This is a genomic window from Streptomyces sp. NPDC045431, from assembly GCF_040646655.1.
Classification (GTDB): Bacteria; Actinomycetota; Actinomycetes; order Streptomycetales; family Streptomycetaceae; genus Streptomyces.
Window position 1 is genome coordinate 138,254 of sequence record NZ_JBEZAQ010000008.1, and the last position, 26,696, is coordinate 164,949.

Below are 26,696 nucleotides of genomic sequence, written 5' to 3' on the forward strand. Positions count from 1 at the left end.
GGCGTTCCGTCATGTGCTCACGCCTTGGTGAGATCCTCGATCTCCTCCTCGGGCTCACGGCCCGGGGTCGCGAGGTCGAACCTGACGATCGCGAAGCGGAAGACCACGTAGTAGACCACCGCGAACACGAGACCGATCGGGATGATCAGCCACGGCTTGGTGTCGAGCTTCCAGTACAGCAGGTAGTCGATCAGACCGGCCGAGAAGTTGAAGCCCGCGTGCACGCCCAGGGCCCAGGTGAGGGCGAGGGAGATGGCCGTGAGGACCGCGTGGATCACGTACAGCACCGGCGCCACGAACATGAACGCGAACTCGATCGGCTCCGTGACACCGGTGACGAACGAGGTCAGCGCCAGCGACACCATCATGCCGAGGACGGCCTTGCGGCGCGTGGGGTGAGCCGTGTGCGCCATGGCGAGCGCGGCGGCCGGGAGGCCGAACATCATGATCGGGAAGAAGCCGGACATGAACATGCCGGCGGTCGGGTCGCCCGCGAGGAAGCGGCCGTAGTCGCCGTGCACGACCTCGCCCGCGGCGTTGGTGAAGTCACCCAGCTGGAACCACGCCACGGTGTTCACGAACTGGTGCATGCCGATCGGGATCAGCGCACGGTTGATCGCGCCGAAGAGACCGGCGCCCAGCGCGCCCAGGCTCGTCATCCACTCGCCGAAGTTCGCGATGCCCTCGCCGATCGGCTCCCAGACCAGGCCGAAGAAGACACCGACGATGACACCGACGAAGGCCATGATGATCGGGACGAGCCGGCGGCCGTTGAAGAAGCCGAGCCAGTCCACCAGCTTGGTGCGGTGGTACTTCTGCCACAGCACGGCGGCGAGCAGACCCATCACGATGCCGCCGAGGACACCGGGGTTGTTGAACGTCGCCGGATCGTCCTTGCCGGCCTTGACGACGGCCTCGGTGACCGGGAAGGCCTCGAGCACCTTGCTGTAGACGAGGAAGCCGACGAGGGCGGCGAGCGCGGTGGAACCGTCGGACTTCTTGGCGAAGCCGATCGCCACGCCGATGCAGAAGAGCATCGGCAGCGCCCCGGTGATCGCGCTGCCCGCGTTGGCGAAGACGGCGGCGACCTTGTCCCAGCCGAGTCCGTCCTTGCCGAACACGTCGTCCTGGCCCAGCCGGACCATGAGGCCTGCTGCGGGAAGGACGGCGATGGGCAGCTGCAGGCTGCGGCCGATCTTCTGCAGGCCCTGGAACAGGCCGGAGCCCCGCTTCTTCGCGGGCGCCGCCGTGGCGGTGGCCGTACTCATACTTCCTCCAGTAGGCAAGGCGCCGCCCGGGGACTGTGAAAGGGGACGGCGGCGTCTCGTGAAGCGCTGCGCAGAAATGCGCGCGTGGTCTACACCAATTGTGGTGTAGACCTGTTGTAGCACGGTGAAGGATAGATAAGGAACTTGCAATTTGATAACGCCCGAAGGGGCCCGCGACCTCGCAGGTCACGGGCCCCTTCGGGCGTCAGTCGGGCGTCGGGCGCCGGGCGCCGGGTGCCGCGCCTACGGCTTGGTGACGTCCGTCTCCGCCTCCTCGGGCTCGCGCCCCGGCGTCTTCAGGTCGAATGCGGTGATGGCGAAGCGGAAGATCGCGTAGTACACCGCCGCGAACGCGAGACCGATCGGAATGATCAGCCAGGGTTTCGTCGCGAGCCCCCAGTTGATGACGTAGTCGATCAGGCCGGCCGAGAAGCTGAAGCCGTCCTTCACGCCGAACGCCCACGTCACCGCCATCGACACGCCGGTCAGCACGACGTGGATCGCGTACAGCACGGGCGCGACGAAGAGGAACGAGTACTCGATCGGCTCCGTGATGCCCGTGACGAACGAGGTGAGGGCCACCGAGAGCATCAGGCCGCCGACCTCCTTGCGGCGGTGCGGCTTGGCGCAGTGGGTGATGGCCAGCGCGGCGGCCGGCAGGGCGAACATCATGATCGGGAAGAAGCCGGTGGTGAACTGCCCCGCGTCCGGGTCGCCTGCCAGGAACATGCTGATGTCGCCGTGCACCACCGTGCCGTCCGGTTTGGTGTACGTGCCGAATTGGAACCACACGGGCACGTTCAGGAACTGGTGCAGCCCGATCACCAGCAGCGCGCGGTTCGCGATGCCGAACAGGCCCGCGCCCCACGCCCCGAGGCCCACCAGCCAGTCGCTGAAGCCCTCCAGGGCGTCGCCGACCGGCGGCCAGACGAAGAGGCAGACGACCGCGAAGGCGATGGCGACGAACGACATGATGATCGGCACGAGCCGGCGCCCGTTGAAGAAGCCCAGCCAGTCCACCAGCCGGGTCCGGTGGAACCGCTGCCAGAAGTAGGCCGTGAGCAGGCCCATGACGATGCCGCCGAAGACACCCGGATTCTGGTACGTGTACGCCACGAAGGTGTCGTCCGCGCCCAGGCAGCCGCCGTTGACGTCCTTGGTGCCCGGCGGGCAGTCCTTGGGGAAGGCGCGCAGCACGCCCCGGTAGACCAGGAAGCCGGTGACCGCGGCGAGCGCCGTGGAGCCGTCCGCCTTCTTCGCCATGCCGATCGCGACGCCCACGCAGAAGAGCAGCGGCAGGCCCAGGTCCGCGTCGAGCAGCGCGCCGCCCGCGCCCGCGATGACCTTGGCGACGTCGTTCCAGCCCAGTCCGTCCGCGCCGAACACGTCCGGCTGGCCGAGGCGGTTGAGGATGCCCGCCGCGGGCAGGACGGCGATGGGCAGCTGGAGGCTGCGGCCCATCTTCTGCAGCCCCTGGAAGGCGCCGGACCACCGCTTCCGCTGCGGAGCGGCCGTGCCGGCGGAGCTGTCGGAGCTCATCGGCGTCCTCCTGGTCTCCTGCGAGACTGGTGTAGACCAGTTGCGATATCGTAGGCGCTGGTGATCGTCATCCTTCGCTACAAGCCGGTCATGTGCCCGCGAAGATGGGCCAACCGTGCGTTACGGTGACGAAAGACCTAGGTGGGCCGAGCAGCGCTCAGTGCTCCGAAACGGCTCTTGGACGCAGGGAGAAGGACATGGCCAGCAAGGCTGAGAAGATCGTCGCCGGGCTCGGCGGCATCGACAACATCGAAGAGGTCGAGGGCTGCATCACCCGCCTGCGCACCGAGGTCGCCGACCCCGCCCTGGTCGACGAGGCCGCGCTCAAGGCCGCCGGCGCCCACGGCGTCGTCAAGATGGGCTCCGCGATCCAGGTCGTCATCGGCACCGACGCCGACCCCATCGCCGCGGAGATCGAAGACATGATGTGAGCCACCGCCGCTCACCCTCGAGGGCCCGTTCCGGAACCGGAACGGGCCCTTCGCACGAGGGGGCTAGGCTCATGTCATGTCTCGAATCGACGGCCGCACCCCCGAACAGCTCCGCCCGGTCACCATCGAACGCGGATGGAGCAAGCACGCCGAGGGCTCCGTCCTCATCTCCTTCGGCGACACCAAGGTCTTCTGCACCGCCTCCGTCACCGAAGGCGTCCCGCGCTGGCGCAAGGGCAGCGGCGAAGGCTGGGTCACCGGCGAGTACTCGATGCTGCCCCGCGCCACCAACACCCGCGGCGACCGCGAATCCGTACGCGGCAAGATCGGCGGCCGCACCCACGAGATCTCCCGCCTCATCGGCCGCTCCCTGCGCGCCGTCATCGACTACAAGGCCCTCGGCGAGAACACCATCGTCCTCGACTGCGACGTCCTCCAGGCCGACGGCGGCACCCGCACCGCCGCCATCACCGGCGCGTACGTCGCCCTCGCCGACGCCGTCGCCTGGGCGCAGCGCAACAAGCTCGTCAAGGCCGGCCGCAAGCCCCTGACCGGCACCGTCGCCGCCGTCTCCGTCGGCATCGTCGACGGCACGCCGCTCCTCGACCTCTGCTACGAGGAGGACGTCCGCGCCGAGACCGACATGAACGTCGTCTGCACCGGCGACGGCCGCTTCGTCGAGGTCCAGGGCACCGCCGAGGCCGAGCCCTTCGACCGCAAGGAGCTCAACGCCCTCCTCGACCTCGCCACCGGCGGCTGCGCCGACCTCGCCGACATCCAGCGCCGCGCGCTGGCGGAGACCCTGTAGCGGCAACCATGACGGGGTCCGGCCGCGTCCGTACGGTTACGGGCGTACGGATCGAACCGTACGCCCGGCCAACCCTTCGGAGGACACCACCCATGCGCCGACGCCGACGCACCGCAGCCATCGCCACCACCGCGGCCGCCGCCGTACTCGCCCTGACCGCCGTAACGGGCTGCGGCGCGCTCGACAAGGCCATGGACTGCGTCCAGGCCGCCGACGCCATCGCCACCAGCGTCGACAAGCTGAGCCAGGCGGCGTCGTCCGCCACCAGCGACCCCGCCCAGCTGAACGAGTCCCTCGACGCGATCGACAAGGAACTCGCCTCGCTGAAGGACAAGACGGACAACGCCGACCTCTCCAAGGCCGTCGACGACCTGGGCAAGGGCGTCGACACCGTCCGCACCGCCGTCAAGAACGGCGACACCACCCCCGACATCAAGCCCGTCACGGACGCGGCCACCGAGATCGGCAAGGTCTGCACCCCCTGACGGCCCGTAGATACTGGGGTGCATGAGCCGCCTGATCCTCGCCACCCGTAACGCCGGGAAGATCACCGAACTGCACGCCATCCTCGCCGACGCGGGTCTCCACCACGACCTCGTCGGCGCGGACGCGTTCCCCGAGGTCCCCGACGTCAAGGAGACCGGCGTCACCTTCGCCGAGAACGCCCTCCTCAAGGCGCACGCCCTCGCCCGGGCCACCGGCCTGCCCGCGATCGCCGACGACTCCGGCCTCTGCGTCGACGTCCTCGGCGGCGCCCCCGGCATCTTCTCCGCCCGCTGGGCCGGCCGCCACGGCGACGACCGGGCCAACCTGGAGCTGCTCCTCGCCCAGCTCGCCGACATCGCCCCCGAACACCGCGGCGCCCACTTCGCCTGCGCGGCCGCCCTCGCCCTCCCCGACGGCACCGAGCGCGTGGTCGAAGGCCGCCTCCGCGGCACCCTCCGCCACACCCCCACGGGCACCGGCGGCTTCGGCTACGACCCGATCCTCCAGCCCGACGGCGAGCCCCGCACCTGCGCGGAGCTGACCCCGTCCGAGAAGAACGCCATCAGCCACCGGGGCCAGGCGTTCCGCGCACTGGTACCGGTGATCCGGGAGCTGGTGGGCTGAGGCGCGCGGTGTACGCCGAAGGCCCGGTCCCCTGGTGGGGCCGGGCCTTCGCTCACGTGCGGCCGGAGGGACTCGAACCCTCACGGGTGTTACCCCACTGGGACCTAAACCCAGCGTGACTGCCAATTCCACCACGGCCGCATGCGCGACCCCATCGTAATGGGCAGCGCGCGGGCCGTCGGCGGGATCACCGGATGACGGTGGCTCAGATGCGGCGTCGGACGGCGTCGGGCCGGGCGCGGGGGTGGTCAGATGCCGAGGTCCTTGATGATCTTGGCGACGTGGCCGGTGGCCTTCACGTTGTACAGGGCGCGCTCCACCTTGCCGTCCTCGTCGACGACGATCGTCGAGCGGATCACGCCCGTCACCGTCTTGCCGTACAGCTTCTTCTCGCCGAATGCGCCGTACGCCGCCAGCGTCTCCTTCGACGGGTCGCCGACCAGCGTGACCTTCAGGTCCTCCTTCTCGCGGAACTTCGCGAGCTTCTCCGGCTTGTCGGGCGAGACGCCGATCACGTCGTAGCCGGCGCCCGCCAGCAGGTCGAGGTTGTCGGTGAAGTCGCACGCCTGCTTGGTGCAGCCGGGAGTCAGCGCGGCAGGGTAGAAGTAGACGATCACCTTGCGGCCCTGGTAGTCGGCGAGCGAGACGTCGTTGCCGTCCGCGTCGGGCAGGGTGAAGGCGGGGGCGGTGTCGCCGGGCTGCAGTCGCTCGCTCATGGTCTCTCTCCTGGCTTGGGCGTACGCCTTCAGAGCCTAATGGGGGTCGGGGACAGTGAGCGGGCCGTTGAGCTGACAGACTGTCCATCACGGATTTGGACAGACCTACGGAGGCAGCGCGGTGTCGGATGCCAGGACCCCTGCGCAGATCGAGGCGGACATCGTCCGCCGTCGCGAGCAGCTCGCCGTCACACTCGACGAGATCGGCGTACGCATGCACCCGAAGACGATCATCGGGGACGCTAAGGCCAAGGTGGCGTCGACGGTCGACCAGACCGCGGGGCGCGCCTTCGTCACCGTGAACCGCGTCGTCACGGACGTGAAGGGCCGGTTCGTCGCGGAGGACGGCTCGCCGCGGCTGGAGCGGGTCGTGCCGGTGGCGCTGCTCGCGATCGGCGTGGTCGGGCTGCTCGCCGTGTCCGCGCGGCGCCGCAAGGGCTGACCCTTCGGCGCGCGGGCCGCGCCGGGCCAGGTAGTTTCGTGGGGTGAGCGAGAACACCCACGACAAGCTGCCCATCCGCATGCTGCACGACCGCGTGCTGGTACGGAACGACACGCCCGAGGGCGAGAGGCGCTCGGGCGGCGGCATCCTGATCCCGGCGACCGCCGCCGTCGGCCGCCGGCTGGCCTGGGCCGAGGTGGTCGCGGTCGGCCAGAACGTACGGACCGTGGAGCCCGGTGACCGGGTGCTGTACGACCCCGAGGACCGTGCCGAGGTCGAGGTGCGCGGTGTGGCCTACGTACTGATGCGGGAACGCGACCTGCACGCGGTCGCCGCCGACCGGTTCGAGGGCTCGGAGGACTCGACGGGGCTGTACCTGTAGCGCCGGTTTGTTACGGTCGAGGGACCCGACGAGACGCGCCGTACCGGGTTGACGCAAAGACGACGCACCCCTGTTGTCCGTTCGTTTTCGCGTTCACGGAGGTGCCGCCGTCATGGCATGGGTTCTGCTGATCATCGCCGGTCTGCTCGAGGTCGGCTGGTCGATCGGGATGAAGTTCACCGAGGGGTTCACGCGCCCGTGGCCGAGCCTGCTGACCGGCGCCGGCATCGTCGCCAGCATGGTGCTGCTGTCGCAGGCGGCGAAGACCCTGCCCATCGGTACGGCGTACGGCGTGTGGGTCGGCATCGGCGCGGCCGGCGCGGCGGTGGTCGGCATGGTGGTGCTGGGGGAGCCGGCGACCGCCGCCCGGATCTTCTTCGTGTGCCTGCTGCTGGTCGCGGTGGTCGGTCTGAAGGCCACCTCGGGGCACTAGGTCACTAGGACATGTCGTGCGCCTCCCAGGCGTCCCACGGCTGCCCGGGCTCCCGGGCTGTCGGGGTCTGTGGGGCTTGGGGGGCTTGCGAGGCCGTCTCGGGTGACGGTGCTGCGGCGACCGGGGCGCTGCGGACGCGCGGCTCGGCGGGGGGTGCCGCGGCTGCCGGGGCGGCGGGGGCGGCGGGGGCGACGGGAGCCGCGGGGGCGCCGGCGCCCCGGTCGTGTCTCGGGCCGGCGTTCTCCGTGTCCGGGGTGCGGCGGCCGAAGCCGTCCCGTCCGTCCCGCTCGTCCGGTCCGTCCGAGGGGTCGGGGCGCGGTTCCATGCCCTCCGCGATCCGCAGGTCGAAGTCGCGCGCCTCCGTGCCCGCCAGGGCCTCGCGGGTGTACTGGGCCCAGATCTCCGCCGGTGCGCCGCCGCCGTTCATCCGCTCCAGGCCGAGCGCCCCGTACAGCGGTTTCTGGCCGCCCGTCTTCGGGTCCTGGCCCATCACCGCGACGACGGTCGTCAGGTTCGGCGTGTAGCCGGCGAACCAGGCCGCCTTGTCGTCCTCCGCCGTGCCGGTCTTGCCGGCGGCCGGGCGTCCCGCCGCCTGGGCCGCCGTGCCCGTACCGCCCTCGATGACGCCGCGCAGCACCGCCGTGGTGGTGTCCGCCGCCTCGCGGCTGATGGCCTGGGTGGTCTCGGCGCCGGGCAGCTCCAGGTCTTCGCCGTCCCGCTGCACCCGCTCGACCAGCGTGTACGCGCTGTGCTTGCCGTGGTTGGCGAGGGTCGCGTACGCCTGCGCCATGTCGAGTACGGAGGCGGTGGCGGGGCCGAGGGCGATCGACGGCGACGGGTTCAGGTCCGGGGTGTCGACGGGCAGCCCCAGGTTGATGGCGGTCTGTTCGACCTTGGCCGGGCCCACGTCGACGGCGAGTTGGGCGTACACGGCGTTGACCGACTTGTCGGTGGCGGTGGTCACGGGGATGCTGCCGTACGAGACGTCGTCCTCGTTCTTCGGGTTGTACGCCGGGCCCGTCCAGCCCTCCACGTGGCGCTCGTTGGTGCCGTCGTACGTCGTGTTGGGCGTGATGCGCTCGCCGTGCTGGGTGCGCGAGCCGTGGTGGACGGCGGCGGCGAGGACGAACGGCTTGAAGGTGGATCCGACCTGGTAGTCGCGGCGCGTCGCGTTGTTGACGTACTGCTTGGTGTAGTCGACGCCGCCGTACATGGCGAGGACCTTGCCGGTGGCGGGGTCGAGGGAGACGCCGCCGACGCGTACGAAGCGGTCGGTCTCGTTGGCGGTGGTGTCGAGCCGCGCCATGACCTGGTCCTCGACGGCCTGGATGAACGCGTCCTGCTTGCGCTTCTGCAGGGTGGTGGTGATGCGGTAGCCGCCGCGTGCGAGGTCCTTGGAGTGCAGGACGCCGTGGTCGGTGAGGTAGTCCTGGACGGCCTGGATGACGTAGCCGCGCTGGCCGGAGAGCCCGATGGTGGAGCGTGCGGCGAGCGGCGTGGGGAAGACGGCCTCGGCGCGCGCCCTCGGGGTGAGCCAGCGCTCCTTGACCATCGCGTCGAGGACGTACACCCAGCGGGCGATGGCCCGGGGCCGGTTCTGGGGGTGGGTGGCCACGTCGTACGCGCTCGGGGCGTTGAGCAGCGAGGCGAGGTACGCGCCCTCGGCGACGTCGAGGTCCTCGACGTCCTTGTCGTAGTAGGCGTGGGCGGCGGCCTGGATGCCGTAGGCGTTGCGGCCGTAGTAGCTGGTGTTGAGGTAGCCCTCGAAGATGTCGTTCTTGGTCTTCTCGCGGTCGAGCTTGATCGCGATGAAGAACTCCTTCACCTTGCGGGTGATGGTGCGTTCCTGGCCGAGGTAGTAGTTCTTGACGTACTGCTGGGTGATGGTGGAGCCGCCCTGGGTGCCCTTGCCGGTGAGGGTGTTCCAGGCGGCGCGGAGCATCGCCTCGGGGTCGACGGCGGCCGCCGAGTAGAAGTCGCGGTCCTCGGCGGCGAGGACGGCGTGCTGGACGTGGGGCGGGACGCGCTTCAGGCGGACGTTCTCCCGGTTGACGCTGCCGTCGCGGGCGATCTGGGTGCCGTCGCTGTAGAGGTAGACGTTCGACTGGGCGGTGGCGGCGGCGTTGGCGGGCGGGATGTCGACGAGGTGGTAGCCGATGAAGAAGCCGCCGACGAGGAGGAGGCAGGCGAAGAGGAAGCCGCCGAGGAACATGCGCCAGGTGGGCACGGCGCGCCGCCACCCGGTGCGCTTCTCGCGCTGCCGCTTGCCGCGGCCCTTCGGCCGCTGCTGCCCGCGGGGCCTGCGCGACCCGCGGTGGCTCTGGTCCGGGGGTCCGGCGGGGGCGCCCGGGTCGGCGGGGGCGCTTGGTGCGCCTGGGCGGGGGCGGGTGCCTGTGGTGCGGGTGCCGGCCGGGCGGGCGGTGTCGGACGCCGGGTCGGGGGCGGAGCTCTGGCCGGTGCTGGTGCTGGTGCTGGTGGTGCTGGTGCCTGGGCTGGTGTCTGTGCCTGGGCTGGTGTCTGCTGCGCGTTCGCTTTCCGTGCCACCGCCAGAACGGGCCGTGGGCTCGGTTCCGGGCGTGGCACCTGCCCGGGGGCGTGCGGTGTCAGCGGCCTGCTTACGGCCCTCCGGCTTCACCGGTTTCACCGGCTTCGTATGCGTCTCCGGCGTCTCGGTCTCCGGTGTCTCCGTCTCCCGCACCGGTGTCTCCGGTGCCTCCGGCGTCTCCGGCTTCTCGGGCTTCTTCCGCCCGCCCTCCCTCCCCGCCTTCTTCCCCTTCTGCGGCGTCTCGCGGGCCGGGGGGCCGGCGACGGTCGGGTCGCGGGGCTCCCAGGCCTGCTTCGGTGGCTCGTCGCTCATGTTCTCCGGCCTGTCGATGACTGCTGCGCTGTTTATGACGATTTGTCCGAAACTCATCTTGCACCGAAAAGCAGTCGTGACGACGGATTCCGCAGGGCTAGGCTCGTCAGCTTTGACGGAGGGAGCTCAGGGTGCGGCTGTACGCGGCCGTGGCGGCCGGTGGTTTCCGGCGCCATGCGACGTATCGGGTGGCGACCGCGGCAGGGGTGTTCACCAACACCGTCTTCGGCTTCATCCTGGCGTTCACCTACATAGCCCTCTGGGATGAGCGCCCTCACCTCGGTGGCTACGACATGGGCGAGGCGCTCGCCTATGTGTGGATCGGCCAAGCCCTCCTCGCCGCCTGCGGCCTGATGGGGGGTGGGTTCGAGGACGAGCTGATGGAGCGCATCAGGACGGGCGACATCGCCGTCGACCTCTACCGCCCCGCCGACCTCCAGCTGTGGTGGCTGTCCGTCGCCCTGGGCCGGTCCGGCTTCCTGCTGCTGGGGCGGGGCGTGGCGCCGCTGGCCGTCGGCGCGCTCGCCTTCGACATCGCGCTGCCCGAGCAGCCGCTGACCTGGCTCGCCTTCCTCCTCTCGGTGGTGCTGGGCGCGGTGGTGAGCTTCGCGGTGTGGTTTCTGGTGGCGCTGAGCGCGTTCTGGCTGATGGACGGGCACGGGGTGGTGCAGGTGGCGTGGCTGTCGGGGACGTTCTTCTCGGGCATGCTCCTGCCCCTGAACGTCTTCCCCGGCGTGCTCGGCGAGGTCGCCCGCGTACTGCCCTGGTCGTCGATGCTCCAGGTTCCGGCGGACGTCTTCCTGGAGAAGCGCACGGGCTGGGGACTGGTGGAGGCGTACGCCTTCCAGGGCGGCTGGGCGCTGGTCCTGCTGCTGGCCGGGCGGGCGCTCCAGGCGGCGGCGACGCGCCGGGTGGTGGTGCAGGGTGGCTGATCAGACGTACGAGCGCGGACACGAGCGCGGCCACGGCCACGGCCACGGCCATGACCACGACCACGCGTACGGGCACGCGTACGGGCACGTGGGCGCGGGGCTGCGCGCGTACGGGCTCATCGCCGCCATGTGGATGCGGTCGACCATGACGTACCGCTTCTCCTTCGCGATGACGCTGCTCGCCAGCTTCATCGCGACCGGCTTCGACTTCGTCGTCATCCTGCTGATGTTCGGTCACGTCCGCGGCCTCGGCGGGTTCTCCTTCGCCGAGGTGGCGTTCCTGTACGGGACGACCGGCACCGCCTTCGGCCTGGCGGACATGGCGCTGGGGCAGACGCAGCGGCTGGGGCGGCGGGTGCGGGACGGCACGCTGGACACGCTGCTGGTGCGCCCGGCCCCGGTGCTGGCGCAGGTGGCGGCGGACCGGTTCGCGCTGCGGCGGCTGGGCCGGGTGTCGCAGGGACTGCTGGTGCTGGTGTGGTCGCTGGTGCTGTTGGACGACGTGGAATGGACGCCGGTGAAGGTGGCGCTCGTCCCGCTGATGGTGGTGAGCGGCTGGCTGATCTTCGCGTCCGTGATGGTGGCGGGGGCGGCCTTCCAGTTCCTGGCCCAGGACGCGGCGGAGGTGACGAACTCGTTCACGTACGGCGGCAACACGCTGCTCCAGTACCCGCCGACGGTCTTCGCGACGGATCTGGTGCGGGGGGTGGTGTACGTCGTGCCGCTCGCGTTCGTGAACTGGGTGCCCGCGTTGTACGTGCTCGGGCGCCAGGCGCCGGCGGGGTTGCCGGGGTGGGCGGCGTTCGCGTCGCCGGTGGTGGCGGTGGTGATGGGGGCGCTGGCGGGGCTGGCGTGGCGGTTTGGGGTCCGTTCGTACCGGAGTACAGGGAGCTGAGCAGCGGTGAGCAACGAGACGAACGAGACCACCGAGACCATGGAGACCACCGAGACCACCGAGACCACCGAGATCATCGAGATCATCGAGACCATGGAGCCGGCCTTCAGCGAGTCGGATTTCATCGAGCTCGTCGGCGTCGAGAAGGTCTTCGACGTGCGGCGCCGCGTGCCCGGCACCCTGCGTCGCGAGAAGCGGCGGGTCCGGGCGGTGGACGGGATCTCCTTCCGCGTGGCGCGCGGCGAGATGGTCGGCTACATCGGCCCCAACGGCGCCGGGAAGTCCACCACCATCAAGATGCTGACGGGCATTCTGACCCCGAGCGGCGGTCGGCTGCGCGTCGCCGGCATCGACCCCGCGCGTGACCGCACGCGGCTCGCGCGGCGGATCGGCGTGGTGTTCGGGCAGCGTACGACCCTGTGGTGGGACCTGCCGCTGCGCGACTCGTACCGCCTGATCCACCGCCTGTACCGGATCCCGGAGGCCCGCTACCGCGAGAACCTCGACCGCTGCGTCGAGCTCCTCGACCTCGGCGAGCTGCTCAACGTGCCCGTGCGCCAGCTCTCCCTCGGCCAGCGCATGCGCGGTGACATCGCGGCGGCGCTGCTGCACGACCCGGAGGTGCTGTACCTGGACGAGCCGACCATCGGCCTCGACGTCGTCTCCAAGGCCCGGGTGCGGGAGTTCCTGCGCGACCTGAACGCCGAGCGCGGCACGACGGTCCTGCTCACCACCCACGACCTGACCGACATCGAGCAGCTGTGCAAGCGGGTGATGGTCATCGACCACGGGCGGCTGATGTACGACGGGGCGCTCGGCGGCCTGCACGAGGTGGGCCGGAGCGAGCGGACGCTGGTGGTGGACCTGGAGCGCGAGCTACCGCCCATCGAGGCGCCCGACGGGGCGCGGGTGGTGCGGGTGGAGGGGCCGCGGCAGTGGCTGGCGTTCCCGGCGGACCGGTCGGCGGCGCCGCTGGTGGCGCGGATCGCGGCGGAGTATCCGCTGGTGGACCTTTCGGTGCGGGAGCCGGACATCGAGGCGGTGATCGCGAAGATGTACGCGGAACGGTCGGAGCTGCCGGAGTGAGCAGCACGAACCGGACGGCCTCAGGGGTGGAGGGTTAGAGGTCCTGCCGCGGAGCGCCACCGTCCGCGAGGGCGGCGAGGGCGGCGAGGGCGGTGAGCTCGGCGAGGTCGACGGTGCGGGCCATGTGGCGGTAGCCGGCGTCGCCCGGGTGCAGCCCGTCCCCGGAGTCGTACGCGGGCAGCAGGCGGGTCGGGGCGTACGGGTCGCGCAGGGCGCGGTCGAAGTCGACGACCGCGTCGAAGACGCCGCCCGTGCGGATGGTGGCGTTGACCTGCTGCCGTACGGCCTCCAGCTCCTTCGTGTACCGCCGGTGGCCGCCGAACGGCAGGAGCGTCGAGCCGACGACGCGCAGCCCGCGCGCGTGCGCCTGCCGTGTCAGCGCGGTCAGACCGTCGGTGATGCGGCGCGGGTCGGTCTCGTGGGGCGGGCGGATGATGTCGTTGATGCCGAGGCATATGACGACGGTCCGGACCCCCGGACGGCTCAGCGCGTCGCGCTCGAAGCGCGAGAGGGCGCTCGGGCCCCTGCCGTCGCGCAGCACGCGGTTGCCGCCGATGCCCTGGTTCACCACGCCGTAGCCGCGGGAGCGCAGCCGGTCGGCGAGCAGGTCGGGCCAGCGGTGGTTGGCGTCACGGGTGGAGCCGACGCCGTCGGTGAGGGAGTCGCCGAGGACGAGGACCGCGCCGCGGGCGGCCGGGTTGACGACGTCGACGGCCGCCAGGTGGTGCCAGGTGGGGGCGGGGGCCTCGGTGTACGCGGCGCCGCTCACCTCCCGCGTGTGGTCGCCGTCGGCGGCGTACGACGTCTGCCGGGCGACCGGGTGCCGGGTCGTGGGCGCGCCGGCCGGGACGTACAGCGTGACCAGGAGGTCACCGTCGTACGGGACGGCGAGGGGTACGGGGTCGCTGACGGCGTCGGCGCCGGGCGGGATGGTGACGTACGGGCGGCCGCCGGCGAAGGTGACGCGGCGGAGCGTGCCGGGGACGGCCGCGGCCCCCTCGGCGCGTACCGCGAGGGATGCGGCGTCGACGCGGAGTGGGCGGTGGCCGCCGTACCGGTTGGTGAGGGTGATGCGGGCGGTGGTGCCGCCGATGCTGGTGTGGATGACGTTGCGTATGGAGCGGGGCTCGCGTGCCGCCTGGGCGTGAGACGGCGCGGGCTCGACGGGCGCGGCGGACCAGGTTCCGATCCACGCGGCCTTCTCCGCGGTCGTGGCGGCGCGCGCGTCCTGGTGCGGCGGGTCGGTGTGCCGGACCGGGCCGTCCGTGCCCGTCCGCTCCACCGCCGCCGCGAAGATGCCCCCGCAGCCCAGCACGGTCGCGGCCAGCACCACGGCGAGCGGACGCCTGTATTCCCCCCGTACTCCCCTCATGGCCGACATCATCCGGCATGGACACGGGAACTCGGTGTGCGCCCCGGGAGTACCTGAGGTAGGGACCCTGGGAAGGGACTACGTACATGGTGGTGCGGATGAACCAGTCGAAGACCCCGCTCGTGGCGTTCTCGTACACGGCGGCGGACGAGGAGAAGCGCCGCGGTGTGCGCCGGATGAAACTCATGGCGACCGGGCTGCTGCTCCTGGTCGCCCTCGTCTACACCCTGGCCACGTGGGCGCGGAACGCCGGCGTGGAGGGCTGGCCCGGTTACGTCGCGGCCGCGGCGGAGGCGGGCATGGTGGGCGCGCTGGCGGACTGGTTCGCGGTCACCGCGCTGTTCCGGCGGCCGCTGGGCCTGCCCATTCCGCACACGGCGATCATCCCGACGAAGAAGGACCAGCTGGGCGCCTCGCTCGGCTCCTTCGTGGGCGAGAACTTCCTCTCCGGCGATGTCGTACGCGCCCGGCTGCACGCGCTCTCCATCGGCCGCCGGCTCGGCGCGTGGCTCGCCGAGCCGGCGCACGCCGACCGGGTCACGGCCGAACTGTCCACGGCGCTGCGCGGCGCGCTGACCGTGTTGCGGGACGCGGACGTCCAGGCGGTGGTGGGGGAGGCGGTCACGCGGCGCGCGGAGGCGGCGGAGATCGCGCCCGGGCTCGGCAAGACGCTGGAGAAGATCGTCGCCGACGGCGCGCACCACGGGGCGGTGGACCTCGTCTGCAACCGCGCCCACGACTGGCTGGTGCTGCACGCCGACTCGATCATGGACGCGGTGCAGGGCGGGGCCCCGGGCTGGACGCCCCGCTTCGTCGACCGGAAGGTCGGCGAGCGCGTCTACAAGGAGCTGCTGCGCTTCGTCACGGAGATGCGCGACATGCCGGGGCACCCGGCGCGCGGCGCGCTGGACCGCTTCCTGACGGACTTCGCCTCCGACCTGCAGGCCGACACGGACACCCGGGCGCGGGTGGAGCGCCTCAAGTCGGACCTGGTGGCGCGCCCGGAGGTCCAGGACATCATCGCGTCGGCCTGGGCGTCGGTCCGCGCCATGGTGATCTCGGCGGCCGAGGACGAACGCAGCGAACTGCGCCTGCGCGCCCGCGCCTCGCTCCTCGCGCTCGGCCGGCGGCTGGCCACCGACGCGCGGTTGCAGGCGAAGGTGGAGGGCTGGGCGGAGGACGCGGTGGTGTACGTCGTGACGACGTACCGCGCCGAGATCACGTCACTGATCAGCGAGACGGTGGCGAGCTGGGACGCGGACCAGACGTCGCGGAAGATCGAGGCTCATATCGGCCGCGACCTGCAGTTCATCCGCATCAACGGCACGGTGGTCGGCGCGTTGGCGGGCCTGCTGATCTACACGGTCTCGCACGCGCTGGGCGGCTAGGGCCTGTCTTCCGGACCGTGCCGGGATCGTGCCGGGGTCGTGCTGGGCGGGCGCCCGGACCCTGCCGCCCGGGCCCCCGCCCAGCCACTGTGGGGAGGTGCCGTCTTATACGCACCCGGCGGGCGCCGCGTTCAGCGACACCCGGCACGGCTTTTCGGTGCGCCTGCGGCGCGTCGCAGCGCAGCGCGGCGAGCGCAGCGCCTCAGCGGGGCCCGGTCGGCACCGCGGCCTCAGTCCGGCACCGCGGCCTCAGTCCGGCACCGTGGCCTCAGCCGCCTCAGCCGCCTCAGCCGCCTCAGCCGCCTCAGCCGCCTCAACCGCTCCGGCGACCGACCGCCCAGGACGCGGCCGCCATGGCCCCGGCGACCGAGAACACCGCGGGCCATGCCCCGACCTTCTTCGCCAGCGGGTGCGACCCGGCGAACGCGGCCACGTACGCCGCGGTCAGCCCGGCTGCGGCCTTTCCACCGCTCTGCCGCTGCCACTCCCGCGCGGCCACGGCCCCCGCCGCCGCGAGCGCCACACCCCCGAGGGGCCGCTTCTTGGTCCACCGAGCCACGGCGTACCCACCGACGAGCCCACTCGCCGCCACGGCTGCTGCCGGAATCCTGGCCATCTTCGCTGTCCTGCCTTCCGCACGCGTGTTCATACCTGCCCCGAGGCTAACGCGGCGGGTTCGGGCGCTTGTGACGCCCTCGTACCGATTCGCCGACAGAAGTGACCGCGAGGGGTGGCGCAGGACCCTTCCTGCCACCACCACGTAACAACCGCAGAGCGCAGGCATGGCCGACCGCACCGTACGGGCACGAAACGCGCATGCCGACCCCCACGCCGCCGCACCGCTACGCCGCCGACCCGCTGGTCGTCGCGCAGGACGGAGTGGCCACCGTCCACCAACTCATGGACCTGGGCTGCGCCTCCTCCGCGATCGCAGCCCACTGCCGCCCGCCAGGCCCTTGGCGCCGGTTGCTGCCTCGGGTGATCGTCCTGCAGACGACGGAGCCCACGCCCCAACAGCGCTTGCGCGGAGCCCTCCTGTACGCGGGGCCCGACGCGCTCCTCACCGGCCCCGCGGCCCTGGCTCTGTACGGCCTGGAGTCCGTCACCGCGCCCGCCGCGCCGGCGAAGGTGGACGTCCTGGTCGCCCACCGGGCGACGCCGCGCAGCCACGCGTACGTCCGCGTCCACTCCACGGTCCGCCCCGCCCTCCGCGTCCCGGTCCGGAACCTGGCCTGCGCGGCCCTCCCACGCGCGGTCGCGGACGCGATCCCGCACCTCGCCGACGAGAGTGCGGTCGCGACGCTGCTGCGGGAGGTCATGGAGAAGCGCCTCTGCCGGCCCGACGACCTCATGACGGAGGCACGGGCCGCGCAGTTGCATGTCTCGCCACTTCTGGGGGGCGAGGTCGAGCGGCCTTAGCTCGCGGCGATGGCAGGTAGTTGATGGACTCGCACCACCTGACGCCCTCGCAGAAGTCGTATCTCTTCGCGGCTGTACGAGGCGTGCTCGGTGAGCGGCAGTCCGCCGAGGTCGCCCGGCAGCGGGGTCGGGACGTGCTCCGTGTGGGCCGGTTGTAGGCCAGGACCTGCCACAGCTCGTCGCGGAAGGCGTCCTGGGCGCGGAGCGGGGCGAACCCCTCGTCGTAGATGATGAAGCCCTTGCGGGTGAGCCCGCCCAGTGGCCGAAGTTGGAAGAAGAGCATGCGGGCGCATCCCTGCCACTGGGCGTCGAGCTCGTCGTAGGCGGGTCGTTGTCAGACCTCCAACGTCCCGTGGCACTCCCCGTACACCGTGCCCGAGCCGCACCAGCACGGGGACGTGCGGGCCGGGGGCCAGGGGGTCGCGCGGCCGCGGGCGGCGAGGGTGGTGGCGTATTGGGGGAGCAGGTCCGGGTTGGCGGGGGAGGCGGCCTCGGAGGCGGCGAAGGCCTCGTACGAGGGGACCGTGCCCTGGACGATGCCGAGGTTCGGGGTGCCGGCGGCCGCGAGTTCGCGGAGGGAGGCCTCCAGGTCGGTGAGGTGGGCCTCGTGGGTGGGGTACTCGGCCTCCAGCTCCGGGTAGGCCGCGAGGAGCTCGGCCAGTTCGTTGGGCGGCCAGAGCAGGACCGCCACCGGGAAGGGGCGGGAGAGGGCCGTGCGGTACGAGCCCAGTTCGCTGCGCAGGCGCGCGATCTCCGCCTGGAGCTCGGCCGGGTCGTCCGAGCCCAGGGACCAGAGGCGCTTGGGGTCGTGGAGCTCGTCCAGGGGGACCGCGCCCCGGTGGAGGCGGTCGGCCAGGACGTCCCAGTCGTCGTGCGGCAGCGCGAGCAGGCGGCGGACGCGGTGGCGGCCCACGAGGAGGGACTGCGCCGGGTACGGGACCTCGTCGTCGGGGGAGGGCAGGAGGGTGGTGACCGCCGTGGTGAAGGTCGCTTCGGCGGCCTCCAGTTCGTCGTGGGTCTCCAGCGTCTCGGCGACGATCTCCCACGCGGCGGCGTCGGTCGGGGGCGTCGCCCGCAGGCCGTCGAGGATCGCCCGGGCCTCCGCCTCGTGGCCGTACTCCCACAGGTTCGCCGCCTTGAGCGCCTTCACCAGGTGCGGGTTCTCCGGCGGCGGGGTGGCGGCGAGGAGGTCGTCGTACAGGGTCGTCGCGCGGGCGCGGGCGCCGGCCAGCTCCAGGTGGGCGGCCGCCCGCAGGAGCAGCGGTTCGCGGTCTTCGGGGTACTGCGCCGCGGTGCGCAGCAGGCGCTCGGCTTCGGTGATGTGGTCGGCAGACGTGTCATCGGGGCGCATGGGGGACACCGTACTGCTGTACGGGGGCGGCGGGGGCCCGTCCCCCGCGCCCGTCGTCCGAGCACGTCGTCCGCGCCGGGAACCATGCGGGACGGGCGTGCGTTCGAGACGGTGAAGGGAGGGGGATCGCATGCGCCGTCTTGCCGTGTGGGTGTCCGTGATGTGCGGGCTGACCGCTGTCCTGTACCTCCTCTTCGCCGACGGCGGGGCGTTCTCCGTCGCCGCCGCGCTCGTCGCCGTCGGGTCCGCGCTGGTCACGTACGCCGTCGTCGCCTCGCGCCGCGCGGCCGCCGTGCCGCCGACCCGCATACGCACCGCTCTCCGGGACCGCGAGCAGCGCACCGCCTTCCTGCGGCAGCGCGACCCCGACGCGCCGGGCCGCCGACGGCCCAGGGCGCCCGGCCGGCGTCTCGTCGCGACGGCCGCGTAGAGGTTCCCGCTCCCCTTTTCGCCGTTCTCCACGCGGTTCCGTCGTCAATCCGGCATGCCGAAAACACCTCATTCCGGTACGACGAGACCCTCGGAGGGTTCCCTCACCATGTCCGTTTTCGCCTCGCTGGTCGAGCGCCTCGCCGCGCTGCTCCAGCCGCTGTTCCACGGTTCCGCCACCGCCGCCGCGATCGTCCTGTTCACCGTGGCCGTACGGCTCGCCCTCCACCCGCTGGCGCGGGCCGCCGCACGCGGGCAGCGGGCGCGGATGCGGCTCGCGCCGCGCGTCGCCGAGCTGCGCAGGAAGTACGGGCGCAACCCGGAGCGGCTGCAGCGGGCCGTGATGGACCTGTACGCGGGGGAGCAGGTGTCGCCGTTCGCCGGGTTCCTGCCGAGCCTGCTGCAGCTGCCCGCGTTCTTCCTGATGTACCACCTCTTCACCGGCGGTGGCATGGAGGGGCACGCCCTGCTGGCCGCGCCCCTCGGCGGGCGCTGGACGGGTGCCCTGGCCGACGGCGGGCTCTTCGGGGCGGCCGGGCTGGTGTACCTGGCGCTGTTCATGATCGTGACCGGGCTCGCCACGTACACGTACCGGCGGGCGCGGCGCGAGATGGGCGTGATGGGCGTGATGGGCGAGGCGGCCGGGGCGGAGCTGCCGGGGGCGGTCACCCGGCTGATGCCGCTGCTGGGGTACGGGACGCTCATCAGCGTCGCCGTGCTGCCGCTGGCGGCCGGCCTGTACGTCGTCACGAGCACGGCGTGGGGCGCGGCGGAGCGGGCGTACCTCTTTCGCGGGGGTGCACTGACCCCTGAGGTTACTCGCGCGTAAAGGTCCACTGTGTGAACGAGGTCTTGCGGGGTGACCTGCGGTATTGGAGGATCGACCAATCCTCCGATGGCCGCACCCCATCGGCCGGGGCCCACCTCGACCACAGGGAGAAGACCATGAAGCTGCTGCGCGTCGGTACGGCGGGCGCCGAACGCCCTGCGCTGCTCGACCAGGAGGGGACCCTCCGCGACCTGTCCGCGCTCGTGCCGGACATCGACGGGAACCTGCTCTCCGACGCCTCCGCCCTCGACCGGATCCGTGCCGCCGTCGGCGCCGGTGTGCTGCCCGCGCTCGACGCGACCGGGCTGCGGATCGGGCCGCCGGTCGCGCGGATCGGCAAGGTCGTGTGCATCGGGCTGAACTACCACGACCACGCCGCCGAGACCGGCCAGGCGACGCCCGCCGAGCCGGTGGTCTTCCTCAAGGCGGCCGACACGGTCGTCGGGCCGGACGACACCGTGCTCGTACCGCGTGGCAGCCGCAAGACCGACTGGGAGGTCGAGCTCGCGGTCGTCATCGGCCGTACGGCCCGCTACGTGGAGTCCGCGGAGGCGGCGCTCGCGCACGTGGCCGGGTACGCGGTCGCGCACGACGTCTCGGAGCGCGAGTTCCAGATCGAGCGCGGCGGCACCTGGGACAAGGGCAAGAACTGCGAGACCTTCAACCCGCTCGGCCCCTGGCTCGTGACCGCGGACGAGGTGCCGGACCCGCAGGCGCTGTCGCTGAAACTGTGGGTCAACGGCGAGCTCAAGCAGGACGGCACCACCGCCAACCAGATCTTCCCGGTCGGTGAGGTGGTGCGCTACGTCAGCCAGTTCATGACCCTCTACCCCGGTGACGTCATCAACACCGGTACGCCGGCGGGCGTGGCGATGGGCCAGCCGGAGCCGAAGCCGTACCTGCGCGCCGGCGACGTGGTGGAGCTGGAGGTCGAGGGGCTCGGGCGGCAGCGCCAGGAGCTCAAGGACGCGTGAGCGCGCGACGCGCAGCACCCTGACGGCTTGATGCGGCGGGTCGCCCCTGTGCGGGGGCGGCCCGCCGCTCGTCGTCGACGCCCGGTCAGGACACCAGTTGCACCTTCTCGGCGCGGTCCTTGAGGTTGACGCATTCCGTGTACGGGTTCGGGTCGCCCTGGCGCTCGCGGCACTTCCAGCGAGCGTCGTCCACGTGGACCACGACGACCTTGCGTCCCGTGCCACCGTGGTGCTTGGCCTGGACGGCGTCGCCGTACGCGTTGGCCACGCGGTGCGCGGTGCCGCAGGCGGAGCTGCCCTTGGTGGTCACCGCGACGACGGAGAGGCCGTTCCAGCCGGTACCGCAGTTCACCGCCTTGGTGGCGGCGCCGGGATCAACGGTCGGGGCCGCCGCCGACGACGGGGCGGCCGTCAGGGCCAGCAGGGTGGCGCCTCCCGCGAGGGCGACGGCGGCTGCTCTCATGGAGCGCATGACTGCCTCCTTCCGGCGCGCTTAGGCGAGGGTGATCGGTTCGCACGCCTTCTCGACCGTAGGGCCGGTCGGGTGATGCCGCGCGGTTGGATTACTCCGAATGGGTGAAGCGATGCGCACGTACAAGTACCGCCTGAGGAGTCCTCTCGGTGGCCTCGCGGCGGACCTCACCGCTCGCGTCAGGGCACCCGGTGAGACGTCGCCTCCCCTGGTCCGGATTCACCGAGGGGTGTGTCTCGCCCTCCCCGCGGCGGGCATGTACTGGGAAGACCTCGCCTGGATGTCCTTCGCTCTTTCCCTCCGCTCCGCCACGTTGCCGGACCCGGTGTGCGTCGAGGTGAGGTCCTTCGACTACCCCCTGAGCGACTACCGCTCCGAAGTGGCGGCCCTCACCATGGACGGCTGGCTCAGAGAGGAATTCGACCTGCCTGACATAGGGGTGGGGTGCGTGTACTCCGGCTCCGGGGGGCCGGAGCCCTACGCCTTCTCGTGGGGTGGCGCGCAGCCGCCACCCGGGGCGGCCGTCACAGCCCCGCGATGAACCGCTCCAGCGCCTCGACCACCAGGGCGTGGTCCTCCAGTTGTGGCAGGCCCGAGACCGTCACCGTGCCGATGACGCCCGCGACGCCGGTGACCGTGAGCGGGAAGGAGCCGCCGTGGGCCGCGTAGTGGTCGGGGTCCAGGCGGGAGTCGGTGTCGAAGGACTTGCCCTTGGCGCGGAAGCGGGTGCCGACGAGGAGGGAGCTCTCGGCGTAGCGCTCGACGACGCGGCGTTTGCGGTCGATCCAGGCGTCGTTGTCGGCGCTGGAGCCGGGCAGCGCGCAGTGGAACAGCTGCTGCGGGCCGCGGTGGATGTCGATCGCGACCGGGGCCCGGCGTTCGCGGGCCAGGTCGACCAGCAGGGTGCCGAGGCGCCAGGCGTCGTCGTGCGTGAAGTGGGGGAGCGTCAGGCGGGCCTGCTGGGCTTCGAGCTCCTCGATGGTGGGGGCCGTCGCGGTCACAGCGTCACCGCCACGCCGTCGCGGGCCGAGCGGCGCGCCGCCTCCAGGACGTCCAGCGCGGCCGCCGCCTCGTGGGCCGTCACCGGCGGGGGAGTGCCGTCGCGCAGGGCGGCGGCGATGGCCGCGTAGTACGCCGGGTAGTCGCCCGGCAGCGACGGGACCGGCGTGCCGCCGCCCGTCACCGGCGACTCCCCGGCACCCAGGCGGCCCCACAGCGACTCCGGCTCCGTGCCCCAGTCCGGGCTCGTGCCCGGCAGCAGTCCCTCGCGCAGGGCCGCCTCCTGCGGGTCCAGGCCGTACTTGACGTACCCGGCCCGCGAGCCGAGCACCCGGAAGCGCGGGCCGAGCTGGGCGGCGGTGGCGCTGACGTACAGGTGGGAGCGGACGCCGTTCGCGTGCGTCAGCGCGATGAAGGTGTCGTCGTCCGCCTCGGCGCCCGCCCGCCGGACGTCCGCCTCGGCGTACACCCGCGTGGCGGGGCCGAACAGCACCAGCGCCTGGTCCACGACATGGCTGCCCAGGTCGTACAGCAGCCCGCCGAACTCCTCCGGCGCCCCCGACTCCCGCCAGCCGCCCTTCAACTGCGGCCGCCACCGCTCGAACCGGGACTCGAAGCGCTGTACGTCACCGAGCTCGCCGCGCTCGACGAGCGAGCGGAGCGTGAGGAAGTCGTTGTCCCAGCGGCGGTTCTGGAACACGGAGAGGAGCAGGCCGCGCTCCTCGGCGAGGGCCGCGAGGCCCCGCGCCTCCGCCGCCGTGCCCGCGACCGGCTTGTCGACCACGACCGGCAGGCCGGCCTTGAGGGCGGCGGTCGCGACCGGGACGTGCGTCTTGTTGGGGGAGGCGATCACGATCAGGTCCAGCTCGCCCGCCCGGGCCCACAGCTCCTCCGTGGACGCCGCGACCCGGACCCCCGGGAACGCGGCGCGCGCCTGCTCCTGGCGCTCCGCGTTCGACGTGACGACCGTGTCCAGCACCAGGCCCTCGGTCGCGGCGATCAGCGGGGCGTGGAAGACGGAGCCCGCGAGGCCGTAGCCGACGAGTCCGACGCGCAGCGTTCCAGTCAGCGTTCCAGTCATGCGGCCCACTTAAGCAACGCTGTTGCCAAAGTGCAAGCGGGCCGGACAATGGGACCGTGAACATCAACGCTCTGCGCAGCCACAACACCGCCCTGCTGCTCAACCTGCTGCGGCAGGCCGGCGAGGACGGCGTCAGTCGGCTGGAGCTCGCCGAGCGCACCGGGCTCACTCCGCAGGCCATCAGCAAGATCATCGCCCGGCTGCGGGACGAGGGCCTCGCCGTCGACGCGGGGCGCCGCGCCTCCACGGGCGGCAAGCCCCGCACCGTGCTGCGCCTCGTGCCCGGCGCCGCCCACGCCCTCGGGCTCCACCTCGACCGCGACGAGCTCACGGTCGTACGCGTCGACCTCGCCGGGGCGGTCGTCGCGGCGCGCGGCGTTCCGCTGGACCTCGGCGCGGGTACGGAGGCCGTCCTCGGGGTGGCGGCGCGGGAGGCGGCGGGCCTCCTCGACGCGACCGTCCTCGGCGCCGGGGTCGCCATGCCGGGGCCGCTCGACCACGCCGCCGGCGTACCGCACCGCGTGACCGGGTTCCCCGAGTGGGACGGGTTCCCGCTGCGCGACGCGCTCGCCGAACGCCTCGGGCTCCCCGTGGTCCTCGACAAGGACACGAACGCCGCCGCCTTCGGTATCGCCGCGCGGGGGCGGGGCGGGGAGTCGTTCGCGTACCTCCACCTCGGTACGGGACTGGGCGCCGGGCTCGTCCTCGGCGGCACGCTCCACCGGGGCGCCCGGACCGGCGCGGGCGAGTTCGGGCACCAGACCGTGCAGCTCGACGGCCCGCCGTGCGGGTGCGGCGCGCGCGGCTGCCTGGAGGCGCTGTGCCTCGCGGCGGTGTCGCGAGGCGACCTGGCGGAGGCCGCGCGCGTGCTGGGCGTCGGCGCCGCCAACCTCGTCGGCCTCCTGGACATCGACCGCGTCCTGCTGGGCGGGCGCGTCGTCGCGGCGGCGCCGGAGCCCTTCGTACGAGGAGTCGGCGCGGTCCTGGAGGAGCGCGCGCGCCGCGAGGGCGGCGGGCGGCCGGTCCCGGTGAGCCTCACGGACGCGGAGCCCGGCGACGGTGGCGACGGTGATGCCGGTGATGGGGGTGCCGGTGGTGCCGGTGATGGGGGTGCCGGTGGTGCCGGTGGTGCCGGTACCGCCACCGGCGACCACCAGGTCGCCCAGGGCGCGGCACTGCTGGCGCTGGCGCCGCTGTTCGGACTCTGAGCGGGGCAGGGGCAGGGGCCGGGTCCCGGCTGTGCCGGGTCGGGACCCCCGGACCCCCGGTCCCCCCGGACCCCCGGACCCCGGCCGTCGGGCCGCCGGGCGGGTACGTCGGCGAGGGGCCGGGCTCGCCGGGCCCGGGTCGGGGCGTGGGCCTGCGTGGGCCCCGCGTGGCCGGGCTCGCCGAGCCCCCTGCGGGCCGGGAGCCGCCGCAAGCCACGCGCACCGCCGGGACCTCCCCGGCCCCGCCGCGCCCTGCTCCGGCCCCGCCCCGCCGGGCACGCGCCCCCGCCCCGCCGGGCACGCGCCGCCGCCCCGCCGGGCACGCGCCCCCACCCCGACGCCGGGCACGCGCCCCCACCCCGACGCCGGGCACGCGCCCCCCGCTCCGCTGATCGGGCGCATAAGTGCCCCCGTACGGCGGGTCGCCCCGCCCCGGCCGGTGCGGTGGCGGCGATGCGTGGCAGGTTCTCGGGGCACGACTTTCCGCGCCCCGCCGAAGGTGCCCCCATGCGACTGCGTCACGCCCTCGCCACCGGAGCCACGGTTGCCCTGCTCGCCGTCCCCTCCGTCGTCGCAGGCACCGCGCTGGCCGCACCGACCGCGACCGCGCCCGGACCCACGCCCCCGCCCGTCGGCGGTGGCGGCGCCGACACCGCCGGCGGGGCCGACACCATCGCCGTGCCGGAGCGCCAGCCGACCTGCGGGAACGCCGCCGACACCGCCTTCCCGATCGGTACGCGGATCAAGGACGGGCCCACCACGTACGAGGCCGGCGGCGGCTTCCGGACCTGGCGCGTCGAGCTGACCAACACCACCGCCCGCACCTGCGGCAACATCCACCCCGTCATCGTCTTCACCGACCGCGCCCAGACCCTCCAGCCCTCACACATCCAGCTGGAGTTCTACGAGGACGAGCGGGGCCCCGCGGAGGGCGGCCGCCCGCACCCCGTGACCATCGAGAAGACCGACCACAACGAACTCGTCGGCGTCCTCGACAACGGCTTCCCCGGCTACACCGTGCCGCCCGGCCGGACCCTCACCGTCCCCGTACGGCTCGCCTTCACCTCCGCCGCCCGCCCCGACGAGATCACCGCCAACGCCGCGATCGTGCAGCGCCGCGGCGACGACGGCGACTGGGTCGGGGAGTCCGGCGACTACCGCTTCGCCGTCCGCGGGGAGGAGCGCCCGGCCGGCGAGGCCACGGCCGAGCCCACCGGGCCGCCGCCGACCGGCGAGGCGGCGGAGCCCGGGGTGGCCGAGGAGCTGTCGAAGACCGGCCACGACACGTTCCTCGTGGCCGGGGCCACCGCCCTCGCGCTCCTCCTCGGCACCGGGGCACGGTGGTGGGTCGGGCGCCGTGACGGCGGGCGCCGAGGGGTCGAGCGCCGTGACGGCGGGCGCCGAGGGGCCGGGCGCTCCTGACGTTCACGTACGTCTGCGACCATCCCGCCGTGGACTACCCGAACGGCCAGGCCTCCCCTGGCGCACCCGTCCGCTCCGGCATCCCGGAGCACGGCCGCGTCCCCAAGTACTACGCGGTCAAGGCCCGCATCTCCGCCCTCCTCGACGAGCTCGGCGAAGGCGGCACCCTGCCCACCGAGCGCGATCTGGCCGTACGGTACGAGGTCTCCCGCGAGACCGTACGCCAGGCCCTGCGCGAACTGCTGCTCGAAGGGCGGCTGCGCCGCCAGGGGCGCGGCACCGTCGTCGCCGGGCCCAAGCTGGAGCAGCCGCTGGCGCTCGCCAGCTATACCGAGGGCGTCCGGCGCCAGGGGCGCAGGCCCGGCCGCCACCTCGTCTCCCTCGACCGCTTCCCGTCGCCGGACGAGCTCGCCGCCGACCTCGGCATCGCGCCCGGCGACCCCGTCTGGCACCTGGAGCGGGTGCTGCTCGCCGACGACGAACGGGTCGGGCTGGAGAGCACGTACGTCTCGGAGGCGCGCGTCCCGCGCCTGGACGCCGACTTCGATCCGGACTCCTCCTTCTACGCGTACCTGCGCGAACGGCTCGGCATCTCCTTCGGCGATGCCGACGAGCGCATCGAGACCGTCCTCGCCACCCCGCGCGAGGCGCTGCTCATCGGAACCCCGCCCGCGCTGCCCATGCTCCTGCTGCACCGGGTCTCGCGGGACACCGACGGCAGACCGCTGGAACGCGTCCGCACCCTCTACCGCGGCGACCGCTTCAGCTTCACCACCCACCTCGGCAGATAACGAGAACATAACGGGTCTAGTCCAAGCTTGCGGGGGCGTTCACCCGCCCGTCGACAACCCGA

The 26,696-nt window shown here is 72.6% G+C and carries 28 protein-coding genes, 1 tRNA gene, 1 pseudogene and 1 riboswitch; of the genes and pseudogenes, 18 read left to right on the plus strand and 12 right to left on the minus strand.

Features of this window, described 5'->3' with window-relative positions; genetic code table 11:
• Window positions 1-17: 17 nt before the first annotated feature.
• Together AB0A69_RS19115 and AB0A69_RS19120 are read right to left on the minus strand one after the other, a co-directional pair.
• Window positions 18-1,268, minus strand: coding sequence for a PTS transporter subunit EIIC (locus tag AB0A69_RS19115; RefSeq protein WP_361422824.1), 1,251 nt, complete (start codon window positions 1,266-1,268; stop codon window positions 18-20).
• A 243-nt stretch (window positions 1,269-1,511) separates the two neighbouring features.
• Window positions 1,512-2,807: a PTS transporter subunit EIIC gene (locus AB0A69_RS19120; RefSeq protein WP_361422827.1), complete on the minus strand. Its 1,296-nt coding sequence runs from the start codon at window positions 2,805-2,807 to the stop codon at window positions 1,512-1,514.
• A 197-nt stretch (window positions 2,808-3,004) separates the two neighbouring features.
• Between AB0A69_RS19120 and AB0A69_RS19125 the strand changes: the two genes are divergently transcribed.
• The 4 genes from AB0A69_RS19125 (at window position 3,005) to rdgB (ending at window position 5,156) form a co-directional block, all read left to right on the plus strand.
• Entirely contained in the window at window positions 3,005-3,238 is a 234-nt protein-coding gene (locus AB0A69_RS19125; RefSeq protein WP_031076305.1) for a PTS glucose/sucrose transporter subunit IIB, read from the plus strand.
• Between the two features lie 76 nt (window positions 3,239-3,314).
• Entirely contained in the window at window positions 3,315-4,046 is a 732-nt protein-coding gene (gene rph / locus AB0A69_RS19130) for a ribonuclease PH (protein WP_361422831.1), read from the plus strand.
• A 92-nt stretch (window positions 4,047-4,138) separates the two neighbouring features.
• Window positions 4,139-4,531: a hypothetical protein gene (locus tag AB0A69_RS19135; protein WP_361422834.1), complete on the plus strand. Its 393-nt coding sequence runs from the start codon at window positions 4,139-4,141 to the stop codon at window positions 4,529-4,531.
• Between the two features lie 22 nt (window positions 4,532-4,553).
• Window positions 4,554-5,156, plus strand: coding sequence for an RdgB/HAM1 family non-canonical purine NTP pyrophosphatase (gene rdgB / locus AB0A69_RS19140; RefSeq protein ID WP_361422837.1), 603 nt, complete (start codon window positions 4,554-4,556; stop codon window positions 5,154-5,156).
• 57 nt (window positions 5,157-5,213) lie between these two features.
• Here the strand turns inward: rdgB and AB0A69_RS19145 are convergent.
• Both AB0A69_RS19145 and bcp read right to left on the minus strand, forming a co-directional pair.
• Window positions 5,214-5,297, minus strand: a tRNA-Leu gene (locus tag AB0A69_RS19145).
• 107 nt (window positions 5,298-5,404) lie between these two features.
• On the minus strand, window positions 5,405-5,872 hold the full coding sequence (bcp, locus tag AB0A69_RS19150; RefSeq protein ID WP_361422840.1) for a thioredoxin-dependent thiol peroxidase: 468 nt from the start codon (window positions 5,870-5,872) through the stop codon (window positions 5,405-5,407).
• A 121-nt stretch (window positions 5,873-5,993) separates the two neighbouring features.
• Between bcp and AB0A69_RS19155 the strand changes: the two genes are divergently transcribed.
• The 3 genes from AB0A69_RS19155 (at window position 5,994) to AB0A69_RS19165 (ending at window position 7,129) form a co-directional block, all read left to right on the plus strand.
• Complete coding sequence (locus tag AB0A69_RS19155; protein ID WP_361422843.1) at window positions 5,994-6,314, plus strand: DUF3618 domain-containing protein; 321 nt, start codon at window positions 5,994-5,996, stop codon at window positions 6,312-6,314.
• Between the two features lie 43 nt (window positions 6,315-6,357).
• A complete protein-coding gene (locus tag AB0A69_RS19160) occupies window positions 6,358-6,696 on the plus strand; it encodes a co-chaperone GroES (protein ID WP_031076289.1) in 339 nt (112 codons plus the stop codon).
• A gap of 1 nt (window position 6,697) precedes the next feature.
• Window positions 6,698-6,765: riboswitch (guanidine-III (ykkC-III) riboswitch) on the plus strand.
• 43 nt (window positions 6,766-6,808) lie between these two features.
• Window positions 6,809-7,129, plus strand: coding sequence for a multidrug efflux SMR transporter (locus AB0A69_RS19165; protein WP_361422847.1), 321 nt, complete (start codon window positions 6,809-6,811; stop codon window positions 7,127-7,129).
• A gap of 4 nt (window positions 7,130-7,133) precedes the next feature.
• Here AB0A69_RS19165 and AB0A69_RS19170 read toward each other — a convergent pair whose 3' ends face one another.
• Window positions 7,134-9,341 (minus strand): transglycosylase domain-containing protein, encoded by a 2,208-nt coding sequence (locus AB0A69_RS19170; protein ID WP_361423192.1) that lies wholly within the window; start codon window positions 9,339-9,341, stop codon window positions 7,134-7,136.
• A gap of 776 nt (window positions 9,342-10,117) precedes the next feature.
• On the opposite strand from AB0A69_RS19170, the gene AB0A69_RS19175 reads away from it, so the two are divergent.
• The 3 genes from AB0A69_RS19175 to AB0A69_RS19185 all read left to right on the plus strand — a co-directional run bounded on the left by AB0A69_RS19175 (window position 10,118) and on the right by AB0A69_RS19185 (window position 12,899).
• Complete coding sequence (locus tag AB0A69_RS19175; RefSeq protein ID WP_361422850.1) at window positions 10,118-10,918, plus strand: ABC-2 family transporter protein; 801 nt, start codon at window positions 10,118-10,120, stop codon at window positions 10,916-10,918.
• Window positions 10,919-11,045: 127 nt separating this feature from the next.
• The gene (locus AB0A69_RS19180) at window positions 11,046-11,813 is read left to right on the plus strand and encodes an ABC transporter permease (protein WP_361423194.1); all 768 of its coding nucleotides are present in this window, start codon (window positions 11,046-11,048) and stop codon (window positions 11,811-11,813) included.
• A gap of 93 nt (window positions 11,814-11,906) precedes the next feature.
• A complete protein-coding gene (locus tag AB0A69_RS19185; RefSeq protein ID WP_361423197.1) occupies window positions 11,907-12,899 on the plus strand; it encodes an ABC transporter ATP-binding protein in 993 nt (330 codons plus the stop codon).
• A 34-nt stretch (window positions 12,900-12,933) separates the two neighbouring features.
• Here AB0A69_RS19185 and AB0A69_RS19190 read toward each other — a convergent pair whose 3' ends face one another.
• Window positions 12,934-14,271 (minus strand): GDSL-type esterase/lipase family protein, encoded by a 1,338-nt coding sequence (locus AB0A69_RS19190; protein ID WP_361422853.1) that lies wholly within the window; start codon window positions 14,269-14,271, stop codon window positions 12,934-12,936.
• Between the two features lie 98 nt (window positions 14,272-14,369).
• On the opposite strand from AB0A69_RS19190, the gene AB0A69_RS19195 reads away from it, so the two are divergent.
• The gene (locus AB0A69_RS19195) at window positions 14,370-15,659 is read left to right on the plus strand and encodes a DUF445 domain-containing protein (RefSeq protein WP_361422856.1); all 1,290 of its coding nucleotides are present in this window, start codon (window positions 14,370-14,372) and stop codon (window positions 15,657-15,659) included.
• A gap of 313 nt (window positions 15,660-15,972) precedes the next feature.
• On the opposite strand, the gene AB0A69_RS19200 is transcribed toward AB0A69_RS19195, so the two are convergent.
• Window positions 15,973-16,275, minus strand: a complete 303-nt coding sequence (locus AB0A69_RS19200) for a hypothetical protein (protein ID WP_361422859.1) — start codon at window positions 16,273-16,275, stop codon at window positions 15,973-15,975.
• Window positions 16,276-16,475: 200 nt separating this feature from the next.
• Between AB0A69_RS19200 and AB0A69_RS19205 the strand changes: the two genes are divergently transcribed.
• The gene (locus AB0A69_RS19205; RefSeq protein ID WP_361422862.1) at window positions 16,476-17,078 is read left to right on the plus strand and encodes a hypothetical protein; all 603 of its coding nucleotides are present in this window, start codon (window positions 16,476-16,478) and stop codon (window positions 17,076-17,078) included.
• Window positions 17,079-17,137: 59 nt separating this feature from the next.
• On the opposite strand, the pseudogene AB0A69_RS19210 reads toward AB0A69_RS19205, so the two are convergent.
• Window positions 17,138-17,406, minus strand: a pseudogene (locus AB0A69_RS19210) (hypothetical protein); the annotation flags it as partial.
• Between the two features lie 6 nt (window positions 17,407-17,412).
• Window positions 17,413-18,429, minus strand: coding sequence for an SEC-C domain-containing protein (locus AB0A69_RS19215; RefSeq protein ID WP_361422865.1), 1,017 nt, complete (start codon window positions 18,427-18,429; stop codon window positions 17,413-17,415).
• A 130-nt stretch (window positions 18,430-18,559) separates the two neighbouring features.
• Between AB0A69_RS19215 and AB0A69_RS19220 the strand changes: the two genes are divergently transcribed.
• From AB0A69_RS19220 to AB0A69_RS19230, 3 genes are all read left to right on the plus strand, one after another.
• On the plus strand, window positions 18,560-18,859 hold the full coding sequence (locus AB0A69_RS19220; RefSeq protein ID WP_361422868.1) for a DUF6412 domain-containing protein: 300 nt from the start codon (window positions 18,560-18,562) through the stop codon (window positions 18,857-18,859).
• A gap of 108 nt (window positions 18,860-18,967) precedes the next feature.
• Complete coding sequence (yidC, locus tag AB0A69_RS19225; protein ID WP_361422871.1) at window positions 18,968-19,687, plus strand: membrane protein insertase YidC; 720 nt, start codon at window positions 18,968-18,970, stop codon at window positions 19,685-19,687.
• Between the two features lie 116 nt (window positions 19,688-19,803).
• A complete protein-coding gene (locus AB0A69_RS19230; RefSeq protein ID WP_361422874.1) occupies window positions 19,804-20,661 on the plus strand; it encodes a fumarylacetoacetate hydrolase family protein in 858 nt (285 codons plus the stop codon).
• Window positions 20,662-20,746: 85 nt separating this feature from the next.
• Here the strand turns inward: AB0A69_RS19230 and AB0A69_RS19235 are convergent, their stop codons facing one another.
• From AB0A69_RS19235 to AB0A69_RS19245, 3 genes are all read right to left on the minus strand, one after another.
• Window positions 20,747-21,133: a hypothetical protein gene (locus AB0A69_RS19235; RefSeq protein ID WP_361422877.1), complete on the minus strand. Its 387-nt coding sequence runs from the start codon at window positions 21,131-21,133 to the stop codon at window positions 20,747-20,749.
• A 524-nt stretch (window positions 21,134-21,657) separates the two neighbouring features.
• A complete protein-coding gene (locus AB0A69_RS19240; protein WP_361422880.1) occupies window positions 21,658-22,134 on the minus strand; it encodes a heme-degrading domain-containing protein in 477 nt (158 codons plus the stop codon).
• On the minus strand, window positions 22,131-23,213 hold the full coding sequence (locus AB0A69_RS19245) for a Gfo/Idh/MocA family oxidoreductase (RefSeq protein ID WP_361422883.1): 1,083 nt from the start codon (window positions 23,211-23,213) through the stop codon (window positions 22,131-22,133). The genes AB0A69_RS19240 and AB0A69_RS19245 overlap by 4 nt, the downstream gene beginning before the upstream one ends.
• A gap of 56 nt (window positions 23,214-23,269) precedes the next feature.
• On the opposite strand from AB0A69_RS19245, the gene AB0A69_RS19250 reads away from it, so the two are divergent.
• From AB0A69_RS19250 to AB0A69_RS19260, 3 genes are all read left to right on the plus strand, one after another.
• Complete coding sequence (locus AB0A69_RS19250) at window positions 23,270-24,421, plus strand: ROK family transcriptional regulator (RefSeq protein ID WP_361422886.1); 1,152 nt, start codon at window positions 23,270-23,272, stop codon at window positions 24,419-24,421.
• A 507-nt stretch (window positions 24,422-24,928) separates the two neighbouring features.
• Window positions 24,929-25,843: a cell wall protein gene (locus tag AB0A69_RS19255; RefSeq protein WP_361422889.1), complete on the plus strand. Its 915-nt coding sequence runs from the start codon at window positions 24,929-24,931 to the stop codon at window positions 25,841-25,843.
• 29 nt (window positions 25,844-25,872) lie between these two features.
• On the plus strand, window positions 25,873-26,634 hold the full coding sequence (locus tag AB0A69_RS19260) for a GntR family transcriptional regulator (protein WP_361422892.1): 762 nt from the start codon (window positions 25,873-25,875) through the stop codon (window positions 26,632-26,634).
• Window positions 26,635-26,696 lie beyond the last annotated feature (62 nt).